Genomic DNA, 19045 nt, shown 5'->3' on the forward strand with positions numbered 1-19045 from the left:
CTTTGTGAACGCTCGTCATGCCGTCCGCTCAAGCTCAACCACGACCTGCGCCCTGGGGCTCGCGATCACGGCGACGGCGGAGGCCCTGCGACGAAGAGACGGCGCGACGCGGGAACCGGCCACCACCGTTTCCATTGCCGTTGCCATTCCCATTGCCGTTGCCATTCCCGTTCCCGTTGTTATGTCGGGGACCAGGACCGCGGCGGAAACCACCTTGGCGGGGCTGAGGGCGGAAGTAAGGTCGGGGCGGCGCCGGCACTCCCTCGACCTGATCGGCTTCCAATTCTCGCGAAATGCAGCGCTCGATCTGATCGAGCAGCTTGCCCTGGTCGGGCAGCACCAAGGAGAAGGCCACACCGTCGCTCCCCATCCGGCCGGTTCGGCCGATCCGGTGAACGTAGTGCGTCGGATCCTCGGGCAGGTCGAAATTCACGACGTGCGAGACCCCACGAACGTCGATGCCACGGCCGACAACGTCGGTGGCAACCAGGATCGTCAGGCGGCCCGATCGGAACCCTTGAAGGACCCGGTTGCGCTGCGCCTGGCTCAGGTTGCCGTGCATCGTGTCGGCGAGCAGCCCCTCGGAGCGGAGCAACATGCCCACCCGGTCGGCTCCACGCTTGGTTCGGCAGAACACGATCGCTCGCGGCGGCGCCTCACGGCGAAGCAGCTTGATGAGCAACTCGAACTTCCGCTCGGCGGCCACCATCAGGTACGACTGGCGGATCGCCGGGATCGTCGCGTCTTCATCTTCTCGGATGAGCCGGACGTCGACCGGATCGACCAGGTAGGTCTGCGCCAGTTCGCGAACCTCGGGAGGCATCGTTGCCGAAAGTAACAACGTTTGCCGCGTCTTCGGCACCGACTTGAGAATCGTCTCAACGGCGGGCCGGAATCCGATGTCGAGCATCTGGTCCGCCTCGTCGAGGACGACCATCTGCACCTTGTCGAGCCGGATCGCGTGACGGGCCATCAGATCCATCAAACGTCCCGGGGTGGCCACGACCACCTGACATCCCGCACCCAGCATCCGCTGCTGGCGAAGAATCGGCTCGCCGCCGACCACCGCCACGCCCCGGACCCGTCGCCCGTAGGAAAGCTTCTCGAACTCTCGGCTGATCTGGATGACCAGCTCACGCGTCGGCGCCAAGATCAGGGCCTGCACCCGACGGTCGTTCTCGTCGACCTTTTCCAAGATCGGGACCAAGAACGCGGCGGTCTTGCCCGTTCCGGTCGGAGCATTGCCCAGGCAATCTCGGCCGGCAATCGCTTGAGCGATCATCGCTTGCTGAATCGGGCTCGGCTCATTGAAGCCAGCGCGGTCCAACGCCTTCAAAGTCAACTCGCTGACACCCAGCGCGGGGAACCCCTCAGATGCTGTTACTGTCGAGGTCCCAGTCGTCGTCTTCTGCAAACTTAACTCCTTCTCACCCCGACTTGTGGCGCGGACGGGACAACACTAACGGTTGTCCGTTCTCGGACGCGGCTTGCGTAGTTGTCGGCCTTGTCGCGCCAAAGAAGTCCGCACCGGCAACAAACCGAGTGCGAAAAGATGAGACAGCGCAAAGAGACCAACGGGCAGATGGCTCGCGAGGTAGGATCTCGGCCTCAAGCCGGTGGGGTGTACCCTTCGTTTTTTTTCCAACCGAAGGATTGTAGCATGCTCCGCCAAAGAGGCGAACCGCAATTTCGCAAACCACTCGAATTCCCCAAAAAGAACCGAGACCGCTCATCATCCGGCCGGTTCGACTGGCGGATCTTGAGGAAAACTGGACAATCCGAACCGACGGAGAACGCCCAAAGACCAAGGAACCCAAGACGATGCGTCTGGTGATCGATGGCCAGCGGCTCACGGAGGAGCGGACGGGGGTGGGCCGTTGCCTTGAGAGCCTCCTTGCCGAGTGGGCCCTGACCGGTCTCCCCATGGCGGAGACGCTGGTCGTTCTGCGCGAACCCGGGGGACGGAACCGCGTTCCCCGGATCGACGGCCTCGTCTCCAAGGTGGTCGGTGAGCGCTGGTCGGGCCTCGGCTGGGAATGGTTCGGACTCGCGCGCGAGCTCCGCCCCGACGACCTCTTATTCGCGCCCGCCAACCTCATGCCGTTGCCCTGGCGGGGTCGGACGGTGCTGGTCATCTACGACACCCTGCCCTGGGTCGTTCCCGAGAGCTTCCCTCGGCTCGTGCGCTGGCGGTTCGGCTGGCGATACCGCCTGGCCGCGCGGCGGGCCGACCGGATCCTCGTCCCTTCGCAGGCGACTGCCGACGACGTGGCCCGCGTCCACGGCGTCCCCCCGGAGCGGATCCGGGTGACCTATCCCGGCCCCGAACCCGAGTTCCGCCCCCTGCCCCACCACTCCTCGGAAGTGATCGAGGCACGCCGACACGTGGGCGTGGAAACCTCTCCCTATTTTCTCTTTATCGGCAAACGGTCACGCCGACGCAACGTCCCCGCGATCCTCAAGGCCTTCGCCAGCCACCGACGCGAACACCCCGGCCACCGGCTCGTCTTCGTCGGGCCCGACGACCCGGGCGACTTGCCGGGCCCGGCCGACGGCACGATTCGCGCCGGGCACGTCTCGGAAGAAACTCTCCGCGGCCTATTGGCCGGGGCCATCGCCCTGCTCTATCCGTCCGACTACGAAGGCTTCGGTCTGCCCGTCGTCGAAGCGCTTGCCAGCGGTTGCCCGGTCGTGACGCTCCGCAACAGTGCCCTGATCGAAGCGGGCGGAGACGCCCCCTGGTATCTCGACTCGGCAGACGCACCCGCCATGGCCCTGGCGTTACGGGTCCTCGCAACCAACGAGGAGGAGCGGCGGACGCGGATTGCCCGGGGCTTCGATCACGTCGCGCAGTTCAGTCGGGCTCGGTTCGCCCACGAAGTCAAAGACGAACTCATCAGGGCCGCGGCGCTCACTCCGCGGAACGGGTGAGCACGTTGCCTTGGAGGGTGAGACCGCCTCGCCCATTCCCAAAAACCTGGTGGGCCGTGCCCACCCTACAAAGCAACAAATCTTGATACGAATCCTCTTGCGTGTTCTCTCCCCCATCACCGAACAGGCTCAAACGCCTCCTCGGGGAGCAAGACCGGCTCTCGTCGCTTGACGGCGGCCACGGCCCGCGCGAGTGCGGGGCCGGTGCGTTGGCGTTCGCGATGGCGTTGCTGATGCTCGTCGATCAGTGCAAGGTAGCGGTCAAGATGCTCGGACTCGGACCAGATCCCGTGACGGGACCGATGGCCGTTCTCACCCAGGGTTCGTCTCAGGTCGTCGTCGCTCGCGAGTTTGCCCAAGGCCTCGACCAGCCCATCGGGTGAGTCGAAGACGAGTCCGCCGCCGCTCTCGGCGACCAGTTCAGGTAGGGCACCCAGGTTGCGTACGACCACCGGAGCACGCTCGGCAAAGGCTTCGAGCACGACGTAGCCGAACGTTTCATAGACCAGGGAGGGAACCGCGACGGCGCGTGCCCCTCGAAACAAGGCCGCGACGTTGGCGGCATCGAGCCGGCCCTCGAAGAGGACGTTGTCCAGACCGCGTGCCTGCTCCCGAAGCTCAGCCTCGTACTGGCCCGAGCCGGCGATCCGCAGGTCCAGGCCCGGCAGGCGTCGCATCGCCTCGATCACGTCCTGAAACCCCTTGATCTTCTCGAGCCGGCCAGCCGCGGCAACATACGGCCGGGCGGGCGTGGGCGTGGCGGCGGCCGGCATTCCCGTATAGTCGTGGGGCAAGAAGTAGGGCAGGTGCATCATCCGGGCCACGATCCCGCGCCGGGCGTGCTCGCGCCGGGTCGAAAGACTGGGGCAGATCAAGGCATCGAGATGACGCAGCGATCGGTCCAGGAGCGGGGTCATACGCCAGAGCTGGGGCGGCCGGAGCGACTTCACGCAACAGCGGACGCACTCGCTCCGCTCGCAGACGCTCTGGTCATGCTTCCAGAGAACGTGTAACGGGCAGACGAGCCAGTGCTCGTGGGCCGTCATGAACTTGATGGCGCCCGGGGCGGGGATCTGGAGCAGACCGGGCCCGCCGATCAGCGAAAGGTTGTGAAAGTGGACGACGTCCGGGCGAATGTCATGCAGCAGGCGGCCGATCGCCCGGGCCTTGAACAACGGCCGCCCGGTCTGGTGCGTGGCCAAGGGGGACAACACACCGGCCCGGCTCTCGAGCGGGTGGATCACCACGCCCGGCGGAGCCGAGTAAGGACGCGGAGTCTGGTCGCCGCGCGACGCCTCGAAGGCGTCGCGACAGTGGATCACATGGACCTCGTGCCCCTGCCGCGCCAGGGCCCGCGACAGCCGGTCGACGAAGGCGGCGTCGCCTCCAAAGCTGTGGCTGCCAAAGAAGGTCGTGAGCATGCAGAATTTCATGGCGGCTTCCTCCGAACGTCTCATGAAACCGGGGCCTCGGTCCCTACAAGGGCCTGGTTTCCAATAAAGGGGGGGACCGATCCGTCCTCGATGTCGCTTGCTTAAACTTGGTCTTGAACACGTGCACTGGCTTATCGTCAGTGCTCGGAAACCGGAAATTGCGCCTCGACCAGCGCCTGCTGCGCATCGCCGCGAAGGCTGCGCGGCGTCCGATGGCTCAGATGGAGAATCGATTCGGTCTGCCGCGGATCCCATCCCGGGTCGAATTCTCCGAACGCCGCGAGCAAGGCCCGGGCGGAGTTCGCCCAGGTGAACTGAGACGCCCGGCGAAAGGCCGTGTGCGCCAACGCGTCGCGCCCGGCCTGGTCCTCGAAGATCCCGCGCACGGCGCCGGCGATCGCGGCCACCTCGGTCGGGTCAAAAAAGATGCCCGCATCGCCGACCACTTCGGGCAAAGAACCGGCCGTGCTCGAGATCACCGGAGTGCCGCAGGCCATGGCCTCGACCGGAGGCAGGCCGAACCCTTCCATCAACGAAGGCTGGGCCAGCACGTAGGCTCGGCTGTAGAGATAAGCCAGGTCCTCGTCAGGGACGAACCCGGTGAAGTGGACTCGGCCGTCCAGCCCGAACCGCTCGACCGCCGCCCGCAATTCGGGGACGTGGGTGTGGAACACGTCGCCGGTGTCGCCGACCAGAACCAGTCGCACATCCGCGGGAGCGCCGCTGGCGAACGCTTCGATCAGCCGTGATAGGTTTTTATGAGGGCTCAATCCCCCGACATAGAGCACGTAACGGGTCCCCGGCGCGAGCCCGTGGCGGGCCAGGACCGCGTCCGATTCCGGACCTTGGGGCCGAGGCCAAAACTCGGCGTCCGGCCCCTCGCTCACCACGCAGACCTTCTCCGCCGGGAGACGGAACCAGGCGATCAGGTCACGGCGGGCTGACTCCGAAACGGTGACGATCCGATCGGCCCAACAGGCGGCGGCATGCTCCTTGAGCATCCAGGAGAACCGCCCTTGCCAGGTTGGAAAAACAAGCTCAGGGTGGGCGAGTGCCAGGGTGTCGTGCATCGTGACCACGACATGCTTGACGTTCCAGACAGGGAAGAACGTGTAGGTCGCCGGAAAATAGATCAGGTCGATGCCCGCGCCCGCCACCGCCTTGCCCATCGCGAGCATGTCGCGGACCCGCCGCCGACCGGCCGCGGATGCCGCGCTGGTCGGCGCCTCGCCCACGTCAACCAAGACCGTCTCGAAACCATCGGGGACTGAGACGTTTGCCGCCGAGGGTCGATCGATGAACACGACGATCTCATACGGGTTTGGCAAATCCGCCAGCGCGTCCAGGACCTGTCGGGCAAAGCGACCAAACCCGCGTCGGTTCGCCAGGCAGCTTCCATCGATTCCGACTCGCATGGCGAAGACCTCCGCTTTGGCTGGATGGCTTGGACCCCGAAGGGACGACCGTTCCGACAGCAACTTACGTTCGGGTGGATCAGCGGCCATCCAGACGTAGGCAATTCGAGGGTAAACAGGCTCTCAATCGTGACGGCGAGACACCAAAAGCATCGTGCTATGTCCGAACGGCAACCGCGTACTCAATCGCCCCGCGACCACCGCCTCGGCGGTGGCGACACCGCCCATCACCCGGTTCACCCACGGGTGCGGCAACTGAATTTTGAGACCGCCCCCCGAGGGATGGCTGCTCGGCCCACCTCGACCCGGCCGGGCCAGGCGACCGCGCAACTCCTGAACCAAGGCGGGAAGGCAGTTCGCATGGGTCGCGTGCCTGACCGTGAACCCGGAGGCCTCAAAAAGCTTCACGAGGTCGCCAAGTCTGTACCCTCCCTCAACCGCGGGAGACGCCGAGGTCCACCCCTGGGCGTTCGAACGCACCAGCGCCACTCCACCAGGCGCGAGCACCCGGTGCAGTTCGCCCACCGCGCGACGATCACCGTCTTGAGGGAGATGCTGCAAGACATCAAAACACGTAATGACATCAAACTTTGAATCGTTAAACGGCAAGTCGAGGGCGCTCCCTCGGACCAAGGGGAAGGTGTGCCGCCGCCGGGCATGAGCAAGGGCCTCGGCGCTGGGGTCGAGTCCCACGACGGAACCGACTTCGGGTCGGCAGGCCAGCCGGAGCGCCGTTTGCCCCGTGCCACAGCCGACGTCGAGCGCGGCCAGTCCCTGGCAACCGCGCAGCGCGGCGTCCAGCCAGTGGGCCCCGAGCCGCCACATTCCACGCGACCACCAGTGCGCGGCCTCGACTTCGGCAAGCCGATCGAAGTAGGCCGGTTGTTCGATCGTCAGAACGGCCGTCATGGCAAGAGCCCTCGCAAGCGATGCCGCCAGAGATACCACCGGGGCGACAAACCGAGCTTGGCCAGCATCCGCAAGCCGCCGACCGCCGCGATGATTTCGATGGCGAGCAAGGCCCAGCCCACTCCCCAAGGACCCGCCAAGACGGCCGCGGCGGGCACCAAAACCAGGGCCAAGAGCACAAGACCGACCGTCTGGTCGAAAACCCAGGACTCGCGGCGGCACGCGGTCAGAGACGCCTGGATGAAACTCGCCGTCAACAGCCAGGGCAACCGCGCCGCGATCAAGACGAGCCAGGGGCCGCCCCCTCGATAGCGCTCGCCGAACAAAAGCGGCATCCAGCGCCCCGCCATGACCATCAGCACGAGTACGGCGGGAAGGCTGAGCACCCAGATTCGGACCAGCGAATCCTCGATCAAGCCGCGGGCCAGATTCGCCCCGCCCGCCCATTGCCGCGCGATCGCGGGCGCCAGCGACGCCGGAAGGACGAGCCCCAAGGCGACGAACCCAAAGACGATTCGCCGCGCAGCGGCGTACGAGCCAAGCTCCGCGCTGGCCCACCAGCCGAGCACCAGCAAGTCGGCTCCATAGAGACTGACCCGGCCGAACCGGGTCACACCCGCAATGGCGCCTCGGTGAGCCACGACGATCCAGGCCTTTTTTCGGAAGCGGATGCGGGGCCAGCCGAGTTGGCACGAATGCCAGGCCAACGGAACGATCGTGCCCGCGACTTCGGCGAAAACCAGGCACCAGGCCGCCCGCGGGAGATCGCCCGGGTTCCGGACCAGGCTCACCGCGAGGCCCACATAGGCCAAGGACCGCACCCCTTGTGCCAGGGCAATCCAGCCGAAACGCCCCGAGACGCGCAGGCCGACATCGGTGACCCACGCCGAAGGGAACAAGATCAGGCCGGCGATCGCCACGACCGGGCCACGCTCGGGACCGGCCAGCAAGGCCAAGCCCAGTACCAACGCATAACCGGTCAATGCGGCCAACCCGCGCAGACCAATCAAAACATCAGTGAGTGGTCGAATCAGCGAAGGCCGGCGCGCGGCCTCGCGATAGACGATGACGTCCACCCCTCCGCGCACCACCACCAGGAGCCAGGCCGCGACGGCCGCGGCGTACTCCAACCGGGCGAAGCTCGCCGGGCCCAGGCGCCTCGCCAGGTGAACCATCACGGCGAAACCGAGAAAGTTGGCCAGCAACTCCGCCACGAGCACCCAGCGCAGCCCTTTCGGACGCCGGGACGCTGGCTTCGGAGCCTTCCGGCCGACACGATCGGCGGCACTCGCAAGGCGAGCCGTCGTGGTCATGCCGCCTCCCCTTTGGTCGCAGTCAGCTCCCAGAGCGGGCCGATGGCGCGAAGGACGGCCCGCGTGAGACCGAACTTCCGCGCCGCGGAATAGACCCGGATCGCGCGTCGCTGGCGCACGGGGAGCGTACGGGCCCAGTGTTCGGGCACGCCCGGCACGTCAACTTCGACCCTCTGCAGGCCGGCCGCCCGAGCGAGTTTTCCTGCCTCGTGGGCCGAGAGGGTGCGCGGCGGCCAAACCTGGCGCCGCCGCAGCCGCAAGTAGCCGGGAACCCAGGTTCTCGGCAGCCAGCCCAGGCCCCAGAGCCCGACATGCGGGTCAGTCGTGATCGTGAAGCGGTTGGGGGACCAGACGATCAGGCGACCCCCGGGACGGAGCACGCGGACCCACTCTCGCAAGGCTTGCGCCGGGTCGTCGAGATGCTCGATCAGGCTATCGGCAACCACTGCGTCGAACTGGCCGTCGGACCAGGGAAGGCGCTCGGCCGAAGCAACGACGAGCGTTCCCGTCAGCCCTCGATCGGCCAGCCGTCTCCTCGCCACCACCAGCCACCGCGACGCAATATCCACCCCTTCGATCGACCGTCCCGACCGCAAGGCCGGCACGAGCAGGCCCCCGGTGCCGCAGCCGACCTCAAGGATCGAGCCCTCGCGCGGCAACCGCGCGGCGAGCGCTTCACCGCGGGCCTCGGCCCCGGCGATGTGCCGCAAGAACCGACCGCGACGCGCATCGAGCACATCATCGGTGATCGCGTAGTACGCCTCCGCCAGGCCCCGCAAGTCCGTCTCGGGCTCCAACAGGTGCAGCCGCTCGGCCTTCGCCCGCTCGGCCTCGAGGTCGAGGTAGCGGTCCGAATTCAGCCGGAGATCGACCAACCCCGCCACCCGCGGAAACGAGCGTGAGCAGTCGATGCAGACCGGCCCCTCGGTACGGTCGAGCAGCATCCCTCGGCAAGCCGGGCATGCGAGCGTCGTGCCTTGTTCGACCCAATGATGATGATCCATTAAGCTTCGAGATTCCCGTGGACTTCTGCGGATTCCCAAGAGTGGAGTTCGCGAAAAACGTGTGTGAGAAGCTAGCCTGACTCTTGCAGGGTGGGCACGGCCCACCTTGATTCACCCCCGAGAAAAGAAGGGTTCCCCGCTCCGTCCAAAGCCACTTGTCAGTCAAAAGACCTGGTGGGCCGCGCCCACCCTAAAAACACATGCTCATCCATGCTCTCAGGCAAGTCTCCAGGAGAAGGGATAAGTCATGGCCCCCCGCCCTTCCCGCAAGGTGCGCCTCATCCGGAGCCAGCCTTGGAGTCGGCCGGTGACCAGACGATCGAGAACGCGACGCGAGCGGAGATAGTAGGCGTCGATCCGCGAAACTTGATGGAGATCCTGTTCGTGATTGGCCGTATCGAGCCGGGTGCCGAAGGCCGCGGCGAAGTGACGCCGAGCGGCCTGGCGGATCCTCGGGGTCGCCCGACCATACGGGTAGGCGAACAGAGGGCAAGGGCGACCGAGACGTTGTTCGATCGCGTTGCGGGCCCCGCGTAGCTCGTCGTCGAGTTGTCGGTCATCGCAGCGGTCGAGCGGCACGTGGGTGCGCCCGTGCGCGGCGAACCGGAATCCGAGCGGCTCCAACGATTCGAGCTCGGACCAGGAAAGCAACGGTCCTCGAGGAACGTCCGCGGGCTGGCCCTGCCAGGCGTTGTCGCCGCCGATCCGATCTGTGACCAGGAAGACGGTCGCGGTGGCTCGGTGCCGGGCCACCACATCGGCCACCTCGAAGATCGATTGGAGCCCGTCGTCGATCGTCAGGGCGTATCCGCGCTCGACCACGGGACGGCCGCGAGCAATCCAGGACGCAAGGTCCACCGCCTGGAAGCCCGCACGGGTCAGTGCCGAAAGCGTCTCGGCGAACCAGGCGGGATCGGTCGCGGTGACGCTTCCCGACGTGTCAAACGCGTGATAGGTCAGGATCGGCAAGCCGCCGGCCCTCATCCCCAGCGCTCCTGAGACACGCCAACCCGCTCGTCGGCCGGAATCGGGACCAGCCGTTCTTCGAGTGGGATTTCATGGCCCAACGCGCTCGAGCGGTAGACCGCGTCGATCATCTCGGTCACGCGACAGCCGTCCCAACCGGTCGCTTCCAACCGGGGCTGTGCCCCCGCCGGCTCGGTGACGAACGCTTCCATCTCACGAACAAGTGATCGCTCACAGCCGAAGAGCCCGCGGAACCGCCGTTCGGAGACGCGCTCCGCCAGATACCGCTTGGTGATCCGCCGGCCGGTTTCGAGCACGCCGGTCAGCTTCCAAGGGGCGGTCTCGACATGCAATCGGCCCTCGGTCCCGCGGATGTCGATCGTCAAGTAGCCTTTGGGAAGGGCCCAGGAGGAGCGAACCTCCGCGGTCCCTCGATCGTGGCCGCGGAACGAGGCGGTGGCCTCCGACTCGCACCCCTCGGGCAAGCCCAACGGATTGCCCGTGCTTCCCCGCGCGGCCACCACTTCGCCCAGGAAGCGGCGGATCAGGTCGCAGGCATGCGGACCGTTGTCCATCAGCGTGCCTCCCCCCGACCGGGAGACGTCGGTGTGCCAGCTCCGGAGAAAATCGGCGGAGGCCATGTGGCCAATCTCGGCCGTCACACTTTCAACCCGGCCGATCGCCCAGTCGCCGACCAGGGTCAAGGCGTCACGGATCGGCGGATAGAAGCGATGATTCAGACCCGTGGCCAGGCGGAGTTGAAGCTCATCGGCGTGGAGGGCAAGCTGGAGCGCATCTTCCGGCCGGACGGTGAGCGGCTTCTCGCAGAGAACCCACTTACCGGCCTCCAGGGCCATGCGCGCCTGCTCGAAGTGGTCGGCGTGCGGCGTGGCGATCACGACGGCGTCGACTTCATCCCACGACAGCGCGGAGGCGTAGTCGGCGACGACGCGGACCCCGTGCTGGCGGCCAACAACCTTGGCGACTTCGGCGTTGGCGTCATGAACCGCGACGAGCCGGCAGCCTCGCGCCGCCATGATCGCGGCCGCGCGCTGCGCTCCGAGGAACCCCGCCCCCACCACCAGGAATCCCACTCCGAGCCCGTTGGCTTCCATGCCCGCCTCCTCTGAGTAGACGCCTTCAGTCGTTCGTCATGCGACCGTCCGCCCTCGCGCGGGGGGTCCCAACCACGTTCCCGTTGTCTCGCCCGCCGACCAGGCCGCCAGCAAGAGCGACAAGGAAGGCAGGGCCGACAGCCAAGGCCCAATCCCTCGACCGCGCTGGGCCAAAGCCGCGGTAATCCGCCGAATCAAAAGCGCCGGGACCAGAGGCGCAGCGGCCGAACGCATCAACCGCTCGGCTCGCGTCATCCGCCCCCCTCGCGCCGCCCCGTAATGCCTGGCGTGGTCCCTGCGCTGGCGCAAGGCCAAGCCCAGGCCTCCTCCCCCCTGAAACTCGACCACGGCCTCGTTGGCCATCCCCAGCGTCGCGCCTCGGTCGCGAAGCCGACGGTGGATCTCAACCTCCCAGAACCCAGCCTCCCAGACCGTTTCGAGCCCCACGAGCGCATCGCGGCGATAGAGCGCGTTGTCGCCGGGAGGCTCGGTCTGCGCCACGCTCGGAAGTGGCTTCAAATAATTCACATAGCGCAAAAGATAGACCGCCCGATCGACGGCGGAGAGCCGTGGAGCGGGATCGATCGGGCCCCCGACGGCCGCGGCCCCGGTCGATTCGAGGCATCCACGCAAGGACTCGAGCCAACCGCGAGCCGGGATCATCTGCGCCGTCGAGAACGCGACGAGAGGCGCATCGGACGCATTCAGGCCGTCGCGCCAAAGCTCGGGGGCCAACCTGCCGGGTGGCTTGCGGAGGATCCGCAGACCGGGAAAGCGGTCGCGAGCCCGATCGGCGGTTCCATCACGCGATGCATCGACAAGTATCACTTCACCCTGCATGCCGGCTTCTTCAACGAACCGGGCCAGGCTCGCGGCAATCGTCACGCTCGCCTCGATCGAGGCGACCACCACGGACACCGTGGGCGAGCCCGCTTGGCGACCCGCCTGATTCACCGTCGCCTGAGGCCCAGTCTCGTCGTCGACTCGCATCATGACGAGCCGACCTTCCCGGGGCAATGGGCCCTACTGCCGTGCGGCCCTCGATAAACCGAGGTCGACAGCCGATCCCAGTGACGCTGGACCACGTGGTTCGAGTGCGGCACGAGCGATCGCTTGACCTGAGCGATCGGATCGCCGAGGACGTTGATCGCCGCCAGGTCGGCGACGCCCAGCCCGGCGTCCTGGGCATAGCGTAGATAACCGATTTGCAGCGGGTCGAAGCCCATCACGGCGGCTGCCACGGCGTCAACCGCGACGGCGTCGGTCCCCGCGATTACGATGCCGAGCCGCACGGGGGTACCGTGCTTCGGTCCTTCGCGATGCATGGCCGTGAACGCATCAACCACACTGACGTGGGGTTTCACCCGCTTGGCCAGCGCCACGAGGTTGCGGTTCATCGCCGCGACCGAGTGGAGGTAGGCGAGATCGGCCGCCGAGAGCGCCTCGAACGTGTCGCGTCCGGCCAGCCCGCGCAAGACGGTCCGCGCGTTCTTGACGCGGCCCATCAGTCGGGTCAGCCGATTGACGACCAAGTTGTCTTGTTTGAGGAAGTCGACGACCCACTTTTTCCAGCCGCGATATCCGTTCCCCCCCGCGGCATGACCGTGCATCATGATCCGGTCGGCGAGGTGGATGCTGGAGAGCATGTTTTTGAGGCTGAAGGTGGCCATCGCGGTGACGTGCGTCTTGGCCAGGGCGAGCGAAACCCGGCAGGTCGCGGCGTCGATCGTATGCGAAAGCCGAGCGACCCGCGTGCTGCCGTCGACGCCGGTCAGCTCGATCGGCTCCCACGCGTTCTCATCGCGATTGAGGTCGAGGAAGTCGACCGGTCGGCCGAACGTTTCGCGTTGGTAGCCGAACCGGGCAAACCCGGCCGTCGCGTCACTGGCCCCCTCGGCCACGGTGGCATGACGCGCTCCCGCGGCGAACAGGGCGTCGAGTGTCGCCGAGAGGATGTCGGCATGCGTTGAAGGAAGCTGATACCGATGGCTGACGAGGTTCGGCTTGACCAGGACTTCGGGGGTCACGCACGCACGAAGGTCATCGGCAATCAGCGCAAGCGCCTGGGCGGCGGCCCCGCGGCGGTTGTCGCTCCGGACGACGGCCACATTCACCGGTTTGTCCATCGCGAGGGCCTCCTTGCCTGTTTCTTGCTCGGTCTTGGCGACGTTGTCCCTGTCCCCGCACCTGTGGCGAAGTCGCGGCGAACCCCGGAGTTCGGATTGAGCTGCGGCGCGGTCGCAGACGAACGTCGAACCGAGATATGCCAGAGTGCCAGGGCAATCACGACGGAAAGGCCGCAGCAACAGTAATACAAATAATGGAGCGAGAGCGAGGCGACCGCGAACAGCCAGCCACGTCGCCGCGCCAGGAACCGGTAAAACTGCCGATTCATGCTCACAATCAGAGCCAAGCAAACGACGACGATGCCGAGCAATTCCGGACGCCAGGGCGCGGCAAGCATGGCCAAGGTCATGAGCCCGGCCGCGGCGACGCAAAGCTTCTGGTCGTTCTTGACGTTGAGGTCGGTCTCGACGATGCCCGACCGCTTCATCAGCAGCATCCAAGGAACGCCGCGCTGAAAGATATCGGTCTTGATGACGGAGCCGAGCGACCAACGCTTGAGGTGCGTGGCCTGAACGTCGCGAGCGAGGATGACCTGGCAACCGGCACGGGTCAGGCGATAGCCGAATTCGATGTCCTCAATGGCGGGGCGGCGGTAGAGGTGCGGGTCGAAGCCCCCGAGGTCGAGGAAGTCCTGGCGTCGGATCGCGCCACAGCCGGTCCAGAACGTGCGTGCGGGCCTGGCCTCGGCAACGAACTCGCCCTGCTGGTGGACGAAGTGGTGGAGGAGGTTGCGGAACTGACTGATCACCCCCGGATGCGTTGGCGCATCATCATACGAACCGAAGAGGGCGGAAAGGTTTGGGTCGGCTTCGAATCGGCTCACGGCCCGAGACAGCGTCTGCCGATGAACGGCGACGTCGGCGTCGAGGAAGAAGATGATCGAAGCCGTCGCGGTGTGCGCTCCGAGGTTCCGTGCGGCCGCGGGTCCTAGCGCGGTCTCGTGGCGAACAACAATAGCGCCATACGACTCGGCCAGGGCGGCCGAATTGTCGGCTGAACCGTCATCGACGACGATTAATTCAAAGTCAGCTTGGTCCGATTCACGAAGCCGCCGGAGGCAGCGCTCGAAGTCGAGACCTCCGTTATGCACGGGGATCACGACCGAAAGCGGCGGCCTCCGCGGCTCCGGGTACGCCGGACCGGCGGGGACATCGTCCATGATCCACCCTCGCCCGTCAAAATTCGGACCCGTGCCGGAATGCGTCCCCGTCCTTGGGATCGCCCGAGCACGTGCCCAGACCGCCGTCAAACGAGGCGGAGCGGAAGTCTTCTCTGTGGCCTAGTCGTATGGGTGTTTCGGCTTCGCAACCGTCCCGTCGCGGCAAGTCGCGACGTGCGGCGGAACTTTAGCCGGAACCGCCGGACCTGTCAACGCAAGCCTCTCGGCAATCGCCCGCAATGACTTGAATCATTGAAAACTTGTCTTCGACGCGAGATTCGGGTCCTGAACAGCCGACCGATAATCAGGGTTGTACGACCCAAGGACGACCTTGAGTCTCCAGGGACCGTGAGCGTCCCGCATTCTATTCAAGACGTCGAGGAACGACATGAGCACGGTCCGGCACAGTCCGCAATTCGATTGCCTGGAAGGGCGAACTCTGCTCAGCGCAACCAAGGTCACCCGCGCGTTCCTGCTCACGCCGGTCGCCGAGGGCACCACGCTTGCTGAGCACATCCACCCTCACCTGTCGATCGTGATCAACGGCCAGGCCCAGACAATCCCGGCCGGTGTCGGGATCCAGCCCAACGGCGCCCTGCCGATCCATACGCACGCTCCCGACGGAACACTCCACGTCGAGTCGCCCCAGCAGATGCCGTTCAAGCTCCGCGACTTCTTCACGATCTGGGGACAGCCGTTCAGTAAGAAAACGATCCTCGGCCATACCGCCCGCCGCGGCGAGAAAATCACGATGACGGTCGACGGCCGACCCAGCCAGCAGTTCGGCAACCTGCTCCTGCAAGACGGCCAGGAGATCGTCATCCGCTACGGGCGATAAGATCGAAGGAGGCGAGACACCGCCAGCCGTTCAACCGACGATCGCGCGGAGGGCATCCCTGGCCGCGTCAACCGTGTGATCGATGTCGGCCTCGGTGTGCGCCGCCGAGATGAAGGCCGCCTCGAACTGACTGCAAGGCAGGTAGACCCCGCGCGCCAGCATCTCCCAGAAAAAACGGCCGAACAAGGCGGTGTCGCTCCGCTTGGCGTCCTCGTAGTCGTGAACCGGGCCTTGGTTGAAGAAGAGGGTCAGCATGCTACCGACGCGCTGAACGACGTGAGGGACCTTCGCATCGCTGGCCGCCCGCCGCAAGCCGTCCTCGAGCCGGGCCGAGATCGCCTCGAGCCGCTCGTAAGGGGGGGACTCGCGGAGCATCTCGACAGTCGCCAGCCCGGCGGCCATCGCCAGCGGGTTGCCCGAGAGCGTCCCCGCCTGATAGATCGGCCCGGCCGGTGAGACGAAGTCCATCACCGACGACTTCGCCCCGTACGCCGCCGCCGGCAGCCCGCCGCCGATGATTTTGCCCAGCGCAGTCATGTCGGGATCGATCGCGAACCGCTCCTGGGCGCCTCCGAACGCGAGGCGGAAGCCGGTCATGACCTCATCGAACACGAGCATCGCACCCTGCGTCCGGGTCATCTCGCGCAGCTTCTCGAGGTAGCCGGGCCGCGGGGGGACGAGCCCCATGTTCCCCGCCACCGGCTCGAGGATGACCGCCGCAATCTGACCTGGGAACTGGTCGAACGCGGCGGCGACTGCCGAGGCGTTATTGAACGGGCAGAGGATCGTATCCTCAATCGCGCCCGGAGTGACTCCCGGGCTGTTGGGAAAACCGAGCGTCGTCGCGGCCGACCCGGCCTGAACGAGCAGGGCATCGACATGTCCGTGATAGTGCCCCGTCATCTTGACGATCTTGTTCCGCCCGGTGACGCCCCGCGCCACGCGAATGGCCGACATCGTCGCCTCGGTCCCCGACGACACAAACCGAACCTTCTCGATCGACGGCACGGCCGCGACGACCGCCTCGGCAATGTCGACCTCGCGCGTCGTCGGCGCCCCGAAGCTCGACCCGTGCTCGAGTGCCTCGACCACCGCTTCCCGGACGGTCGGGTGGGCATGTCCGAGGATCATCGGCCCCCACGAGCCGATGTAGTCGATGTACTGATGTCCGTCGATGTCGTAAAGGTAAGCCCCCTCCGCGCGGGCCATGAACGGCGGCTCGCCGCCGACCGCCCCAAACGCCCGCGCCGGGCTGTTGACCCCGCCAGGAATCACCTTGCAGGCGCGAACGAACGCCGCGTGGCTGCGGGAAAGGTCGTATTCGGGCTTCGACGTCGCCGGAGTCTTCGGTTCCATGGTCGTATCGGGCTCACAGTTCGGGCGTGGTAGGCACGCCGTCGGAATATCGATCGATCGTCGCTGCACCAACAATCAATGGCCCAGGAGATCGGGGACGGATGCAATAAAATTCAGCGAGCAACGGCTCCGCCACTCCTCGATGCATGACCTTCACAGGAGCGAACGTTCCCAAGGAACGGGAGCTACCATCAATCTCTCAAGGCTACCAAGTCTGCTAGCCCCCCAATAGATCGTCACCGTGGAAATTCGGGCCTCTTGCCACAACCCCACGAATTGCTCGCCTCCTCATCTCGAGGCGTCTCGAATCAATTCGATGCCGCGGCAGTTGAAGAATTTGACGAGGAAAAGCCGGCTAACGGATTCTGCTGACAAGGCTCAATCAATTCACAGCTGAGGTGAACGATCCACGCCGCCTGGTCGTCGTTCGCCGATGGCAAGCCTCTGCCTCTATTCACGGCGAGCGGCAAGGATCTTGAGCATAATTCCACCGAGGAGTCCGAAGAGAAGACTCGCAATCGCATGGCACGATTGTTGATACCGCAAACGATGCTGAGTGAGCCTGAATTCCAAGTCCCAGGGTTCTTCGCGACGGAGTTGCAATCGGACGTTGGGATAGATCCGAGGATAGAGTGAGTCGAAGAATTGAGTGGTTGGCAGAGGAGGTGGCTCGGCCGAGGCATCCCATGGAGCAGGACCAAGAGTCACAATCAAGTAGACCCAGCCGAAGCAGGCAAACCCGTCCCAGAAGGCCCGGCGGTGGCTCGGTCCATAGATCGCCATCGGGATCGAGGCGAGCACGAGAATCCCGATGTTCAACGTAAGTAATTCACTCCGCCCCCAAGACTGGATGCCATGCTTCAGAATGGCAAGCAAGAGCGCAATACAGACGATGGCGACCATCAGTCCCAAAGGGGTGTTACCGAATCTTCGATTCAAGGGCATCGATCATCCCTCCCGGCTCCATGGCGTCGCGGCGAATGCGCAACATCAAACGGCTAAATCAAGGCGAGCGCAAAGGCCTACCTGTGGAGCAACCAGGAGTCGTCCATCCGGTACGACAACCTCACACTTGGGTTGGATGACCTCACTCTTTCCGACGGTACCTCAGTTGTCGATGCGGGCTACAGCGCCACGTTTGCGTCCGGACTTGACCGGCCTTAACCGGTCCCCGAGCCCGCCTCGATGGCCTGCTGGTTCGCCCTGCTCGGCTCCGCGGGATGACTCACCCGGAACCGGTCGAGAACCACTGTGACAGCCAACAGCCCGATCGGCTAGCCTACCGGGTGGCTGAGGCCGCGAACGATCGCCCCAGCCACCCCGACTACCGCCAAGCCGTCAACAAAGAGCCGAGGCTGGCGATTCAGTCGCTTCCGCGGTCAGGATCAAGCCTCGCGGAGCCACCGCGCCGCGTCGAGTGCGTGATAGGTGATAATCATATCAGCCCCTGCGCGTTTGAAGCCGGTGAGGGTCTCGAGCACGATCCGCTTCTCGTCGACCCAGCCGTTGGCGGCGGCGGCTTTGACCATCGCGTATTCGCCCGAGACATTGTAGACGGCGACCGGCACCCGGAACTCGTCCTTGACCCGGCGCACGATGTCCATGTAGGCCAAGGCCGGCTTGACCATGACCATGTCGGCCCCTTCGGCCAGGTCGAGCGCGACCTCGCGGATCGCCTCGTCGCTGTTGGCGGAATCCATCTGGTAGGTCCGCCGATCGCCGAACGAAGGGGTGCTCTCGGCGGCCTCGCGAAACGGGCCGTAGTAGGCGCTGGCGAACTTGGCCGCGTACGAGAGGATCGGCACCCCGGGGAACCCCGCGCCGTCGAGTCCGGAGCGGATCGCAGCGACCATGCCGTCCATCATCCCCGAGGGGGCGATCACATCGGCCCCGGCCCGCGCATGGCTGACCGCTTGCTCGGCCAGCAGCGGCAAGGTGGCGTCGTTGTCGACGTCGACCCGCCCCGCCGTCTCGGTCAGTGGACCGCAATGGCCGTGGTCGGTGTACTCGCAGAAGCAGACGTCGGTGATCACGAGCAGCTCGGGGGCCTGCCGCTTGATGAGCCGGACCGCTTCCTGGACGATTCCCCGATCCTGCGAGGCGGCCGACCCCAGGGCGTCCTTGTGCTCGGGAATTCCGAACAGGAGGACGGAAGGAATCCCGAGCTCGACGACCTCGGCCACCGCCTCGCCGAGCCGGTCGAGCGAGAGCTGGTACTGGCCGGGCATCGAGCCGATCTCTCTGCGGAGGTTCGTGCCGTGGTAGATGAACAAGGGATAGATCAGGTCATCGACGGTGAGCCGATGCTCACGGACCAGGTCGCGGAGCCGGGAATGGCCGCGAAGCCGCCTCGGACGATGGAGGGGGTGGCCGGCGTCGTGCGGAATCGTCATCGCGCAAATTCCAAAGAGAAGAGTCGGGGCGGATCGAGGCTCCCAGCCTGTTCAGCTTATCGCGACACCTACGGGGCCGTCGAGAC

16 protein-coding genes are annotated in these 19045 nt (G+C 65.7%); 2 read left to right on the forward strand and 14 right to left on the reverse strand.

All coding sequences use genetic code 11. The annotated features are described in order from the left end of the window. Positions 1 to 34: 34 nt before the first annotated feature. A complete protein-coding gene (locus BUS42_RS13200) occupies positions 35 to 1414 on the reverse strand; it encodes a DEAD/DEAH box helicase (protein WP_143206318.1) in 1380 nt (459 codons plus the stop codon). Positions 1415 to 1821: 407 nt separating this feature from the next. Here BUS42_RS13200 and BUS42_RS13205 point away from each other — a divergent pair, with 407 nt between their 5' ends. Then, positions 1822 to 2931: a glycosyltransferase family 4 protein gene (locus tag BUS42_RS13205; protein ID WP_074307313.1), complete on the forward strand. Its 1110-nt coding sequence runs from the start codon at positions 1822 to 1824 to the stop codon at positions 2929 to 2931. A 116-nt stretch (positions 2932 to 3047) separates the two neighbouring features. On the opposite strand, the gene BUS42_RS13210 is transcribed toward BUS42_RS13205, so the two are convergent. The 10 genes from BUS42_RS13210 to BUS42_RS13255 form a co-directional block, all read right to left on the reverse strand. Next, positions 3048 to 4388, reverse strand: a complete 1341-nt coding sequence (locus tag BUS42_RS13210) for a glycosyltransferase family 4 protein (protein WP_254053481.1) — start codon at positions 4386 to 4388, stop codon at positions 3048 to 3050. Positions 4389 to 4501: 113 nt separating this feature from the next. Continuing rightward, a complete protein-coding gene (locus BUS42_RS13215) occupies positions 4502 to 5779 on the reverse strand; it encodes a glycosyltransferase family 4 protein (RefSeq protein ID WP_074307315.1) in 1278 nt (425 codons plus the stop codon). 123 nt (positions 5780 to 5902) lie between these two features. Then, positions 5903 to 6688, reverse strand: coding sequence for a class I SAM-dependent methyltransferase (locus BUS42_RS13220; RefSeq protein ID WP_074307316.1), 786 nt, complete (start codon positions 6686 to 6688; stop codon positions 5903 to 5905). Next, positions 6685 to 8001: an oligosaccharide flippase family protein gene (locus BUS42_RS13225; protein WP_074307317.1), complete on the reverse strand. Its 1317-nt coding sequence runs from the start codon at positions 7999 to 8001 to the stop codon at positions 6685 to 6687. The genes BUS42_RS13220 and BUS42_RS13225 overlap by 4 nt, the downstream gene beginning before the upstream one ends. Beyond that, entirely contained in the window at positions 7998 to 9005 is a 1008-nt protein-coding gene (locus BUS42_RS13230) for a class I SAM-dependent methyltransferase (RefSeq protein WP_074307318.1), read from the reverse strand. The genes BUS42_RS13225 and BUS42_RS13230 overlap by 4 nt, the downstream gene beginning before the upstream one ends. 216 nt (positions 9006 to 9221) lie before the next feature. Further along, positions 9222 to 9989: a polysaccharide deacetylase family protein gene (locus BUS42_RS13235; RefSeq protein ID WP_074307319.1), complete on the reverse strand. Its 768-nt coding sequence runs from the start codon at positions 9987 to 9989 to the stop codon at positions 9222 to 9224. Continuing rightward, positions 9986 to 11086 carry a Gfo/Idh/MocA family protein gene (locus tag BUS42_RS13240; RefSeq protein WP_074307320.1) on the reverse strand — a complete coding sequence of 367 codons (1101 nt, stop codon included), beginning with the start codon at positions 11084 to 11086 and terminating at the stop codon, positions 9986 to 9988. Before BUS42_RS13240 ends, BUS42_RS13235 begins: the two co-directional genes overlap by 4 nt. A 36-nt stretch (positions 11087 to 11122) precedes the next feature. Then, a complete protein-coding gene (locus tag BUS42_RS13245) occupies positions 11123 to 12079 on the reverse strand; it encodes a glycosyltransferase family 2 protein (protein WP_074307321.1) in 957 nt (318 codons plus the stop codon). After that, the gene (locus BUS42_RS13250) at positions 12076 to 13212 is read right to left on the reverse strand and encodes a DUF362 domain-containing protein (protein ID WP_074307322.1); all 1137 of its coding nucleotides are present in this window, start codon (positions 13210 to 13212) and stop codon (positions 12076 to 12078) included. Before BUS42_RS13250 ends, BUS42_RS13245 begins: the two co-directional genes overlap by 4 nt. Beyond that, the gene (locus tag BUS42_RS13255; protein WP_074307323.1) at positions 13197 to 14372 is read right to left on the reverse strand and encodes a glycosyltransferase family 2 protein; all 1176 of its coding nucleotides are present in this window, start codon (positions 14370 to 14372) and stop codon (positions 13197 to 13199) included. Before BUS42_RS13255 ends, BUS42_RS13250 begins: the two co-directional genes overlap by 16 nt. A gap of 388 nt (positions 14373 to 14760) precedes the next feature. On the opposite strand from BUS42_RS13255, the gene BUS42_RS13260 reads away from it, so the two are divergent. Then, entirely contained in the window at positions 14761 to 15210 is a 450-nt protein-coding gene (locus tag BUS42_RS13260) for a hypothetical protein (protein WP_074307324.1), read from the forward strand. Between the two features lie 30 nt (positions 15211 to 15240). On the opposite strand, the gene hemL is transcribed toward BUS42_RS13260, so the two are convergent. The 3 genes from hemL to hemB form a co-directional block, all read right to left on the reverse strand. Continuing rightward, on the reverse strand, positions 15241 to 16566 hold the full coding sequence (hemL, locus tag BUS42_RS13265) for a glutamate-1-semialdehyde 2,1-aminomutase (protein ID WP_074307325.1): 1326 nt from the start codon (positions 16564 to 16566) through the stop codon (positions 15241 to 15243). A 450-nt stretch (positions 16567 to 17016) separates the two neighbouring features. Continuing rightward, on the reverse strand, positions 17017 to 17511 hold the full coding sequence (locus tag BUS42_RS13270) for a hypothetical protein (protein ID WP_074307326.1): 495 nt from the start codon (positions 17509 to 17511) through the stop codon (positions 17017 to 17019). Between the two features lie 440 nt (positions 17512 to 17951). Continuing rightward, positions 17952 to 18959, reverse strand: a complete 1008-nt coding sequence (gene hemB, locus BUS42_RS13275; protein ID WP_074307327.1) for a porphobilinogen synthase — start codon at positions 18957 to 18959, stop codon at positions 17952 to 17954. Positions 18960 to 19045 lie beyond the last annotated feature (86 nt).

It is taken from the genome of Singulisphaera sp. GP187, from assembly GCF_900129635.1.
In the GTDB taxonomy this organism is placed as follows: domain Bacteria; phylum Planctomycetota; class Planctomycetia; order Isosphaerales; family Isosphaeraceae; genus Singulisphaera.

What these genes read in the sequence shown, in the direction of transcription:
- BUS42_RS13270 (WP_074307326.1), bottom strand. Translation starts at nt 17,511, where the DNA reads ATGCCCTTGAATCGAAGATTCGGTAACACCCCTTTGGGACTGATGGTC.
- BUS42_RS13245 (WP_074307321.1), bottom strand. Translation starts at nt 12,079, where the DNA reads ATGATGCGAGTCGACGACGAGACTGGGCCTCAGGCGACGGTGAATCAG.
- hemL (WP_074307325.1), bottom strand. Translation starts at nt 16,566, where the DNA reads ATGGAACCGAAGACTCCGGCGACGTCGAAGCCCGAATACGACCTTTCC.
- BUS42_RS13205 (WP_074307313.1), top strand. Translation starts at nt 1,822, where the DNA reads ATGCGTCTGGTGATCGATGGCCAGCGGCTCACGGAGGAGCGGACGGGG.
- BUS42_RS13240 (WP_074307320.1), bottom strand. Translation starts at nt 11,086, where the DNA reads ATGGAAGCCAACGGGCTCGGAGTGGGATTCCTGGTGGTGGGGGCGGGG.
- BUS42_RS13210 (WP_254053481.1), bottom strand. Translation starts at nt 4,388, where the DNA reads ATGAGACGTTCGGAGGAAGCCGCCATGAAATTCTGCATGCTCACGACC.
- BUS42_RS13225 (WP_074307317.1), bottom strand. Translation starts at nt 8,001, where the DNA reads ATGACCACGACGGCTCGCCTTGCGAGTGCCGCCGATCGTGTCGGCCGG.
- BUS42_RS13215 (WP_074307315.1), bottom strand. Translation starts at nt 5,779, where the DNA reads ATGCGAGTCGGAATCGATGGAAGCTGCCTGGCGAACCGACGCGGGTTT.
- BUS42_RS13260 (WP_074307324.1), top strand. Translation starts at nt 14,761, where the DNA reads ATGAGCACGGTCCGGCACAGTCCGCAATTCGATTGCCTGGAAGGGCGA.
- hemB (WP_074307327.1), bottom strand. Translation starts at nt 18,959, where the DNA reads ATGACGATTCCGCACGACGCCGGCCACCCCCTCCATCGTCCGAGGCGG.
- BUS42_RS13235 (WP_074307319.1), bottom strand. Translation starts at nt 9,989, where the DNA reads ATGAGGGCCGGCGGCTTGCCGATCCTGACCTATCACGCGTTTGACACG.
- BUS42_RS13255 (WP_074307323.1), bottom strand. Translation starts at nt 14,372, where the DNA reads ATGGACGATGTCCCCGCCGGTCCGGCGTACCCGGAGCCGCGGAGGCCG.
- BUS42_RS13250 (WP_074307322.1), bottom strand. Translation starts at nt 13,212, where the DNA reads ATGGACAAACCGGTGAATGTGGCCGTCGTCCGGAGCGACAACCGCCGC.
- BUS42_RS13230 (WP_074307318.1), bottom strand. Translation starts at nt 9,005, where the DNA reads ATGGATCATCATCATTGGGTCGAACAAGGCACGACGCTCGCATGCCCG.
- BUS42_RS13220 (WP_074307316.1), bottom strand. Translation starts at nt 6,688, where the DNA reads ATGACGGCCGTTCTGACGATCGAACAACCGGCCTACTTCGATCGGCTT.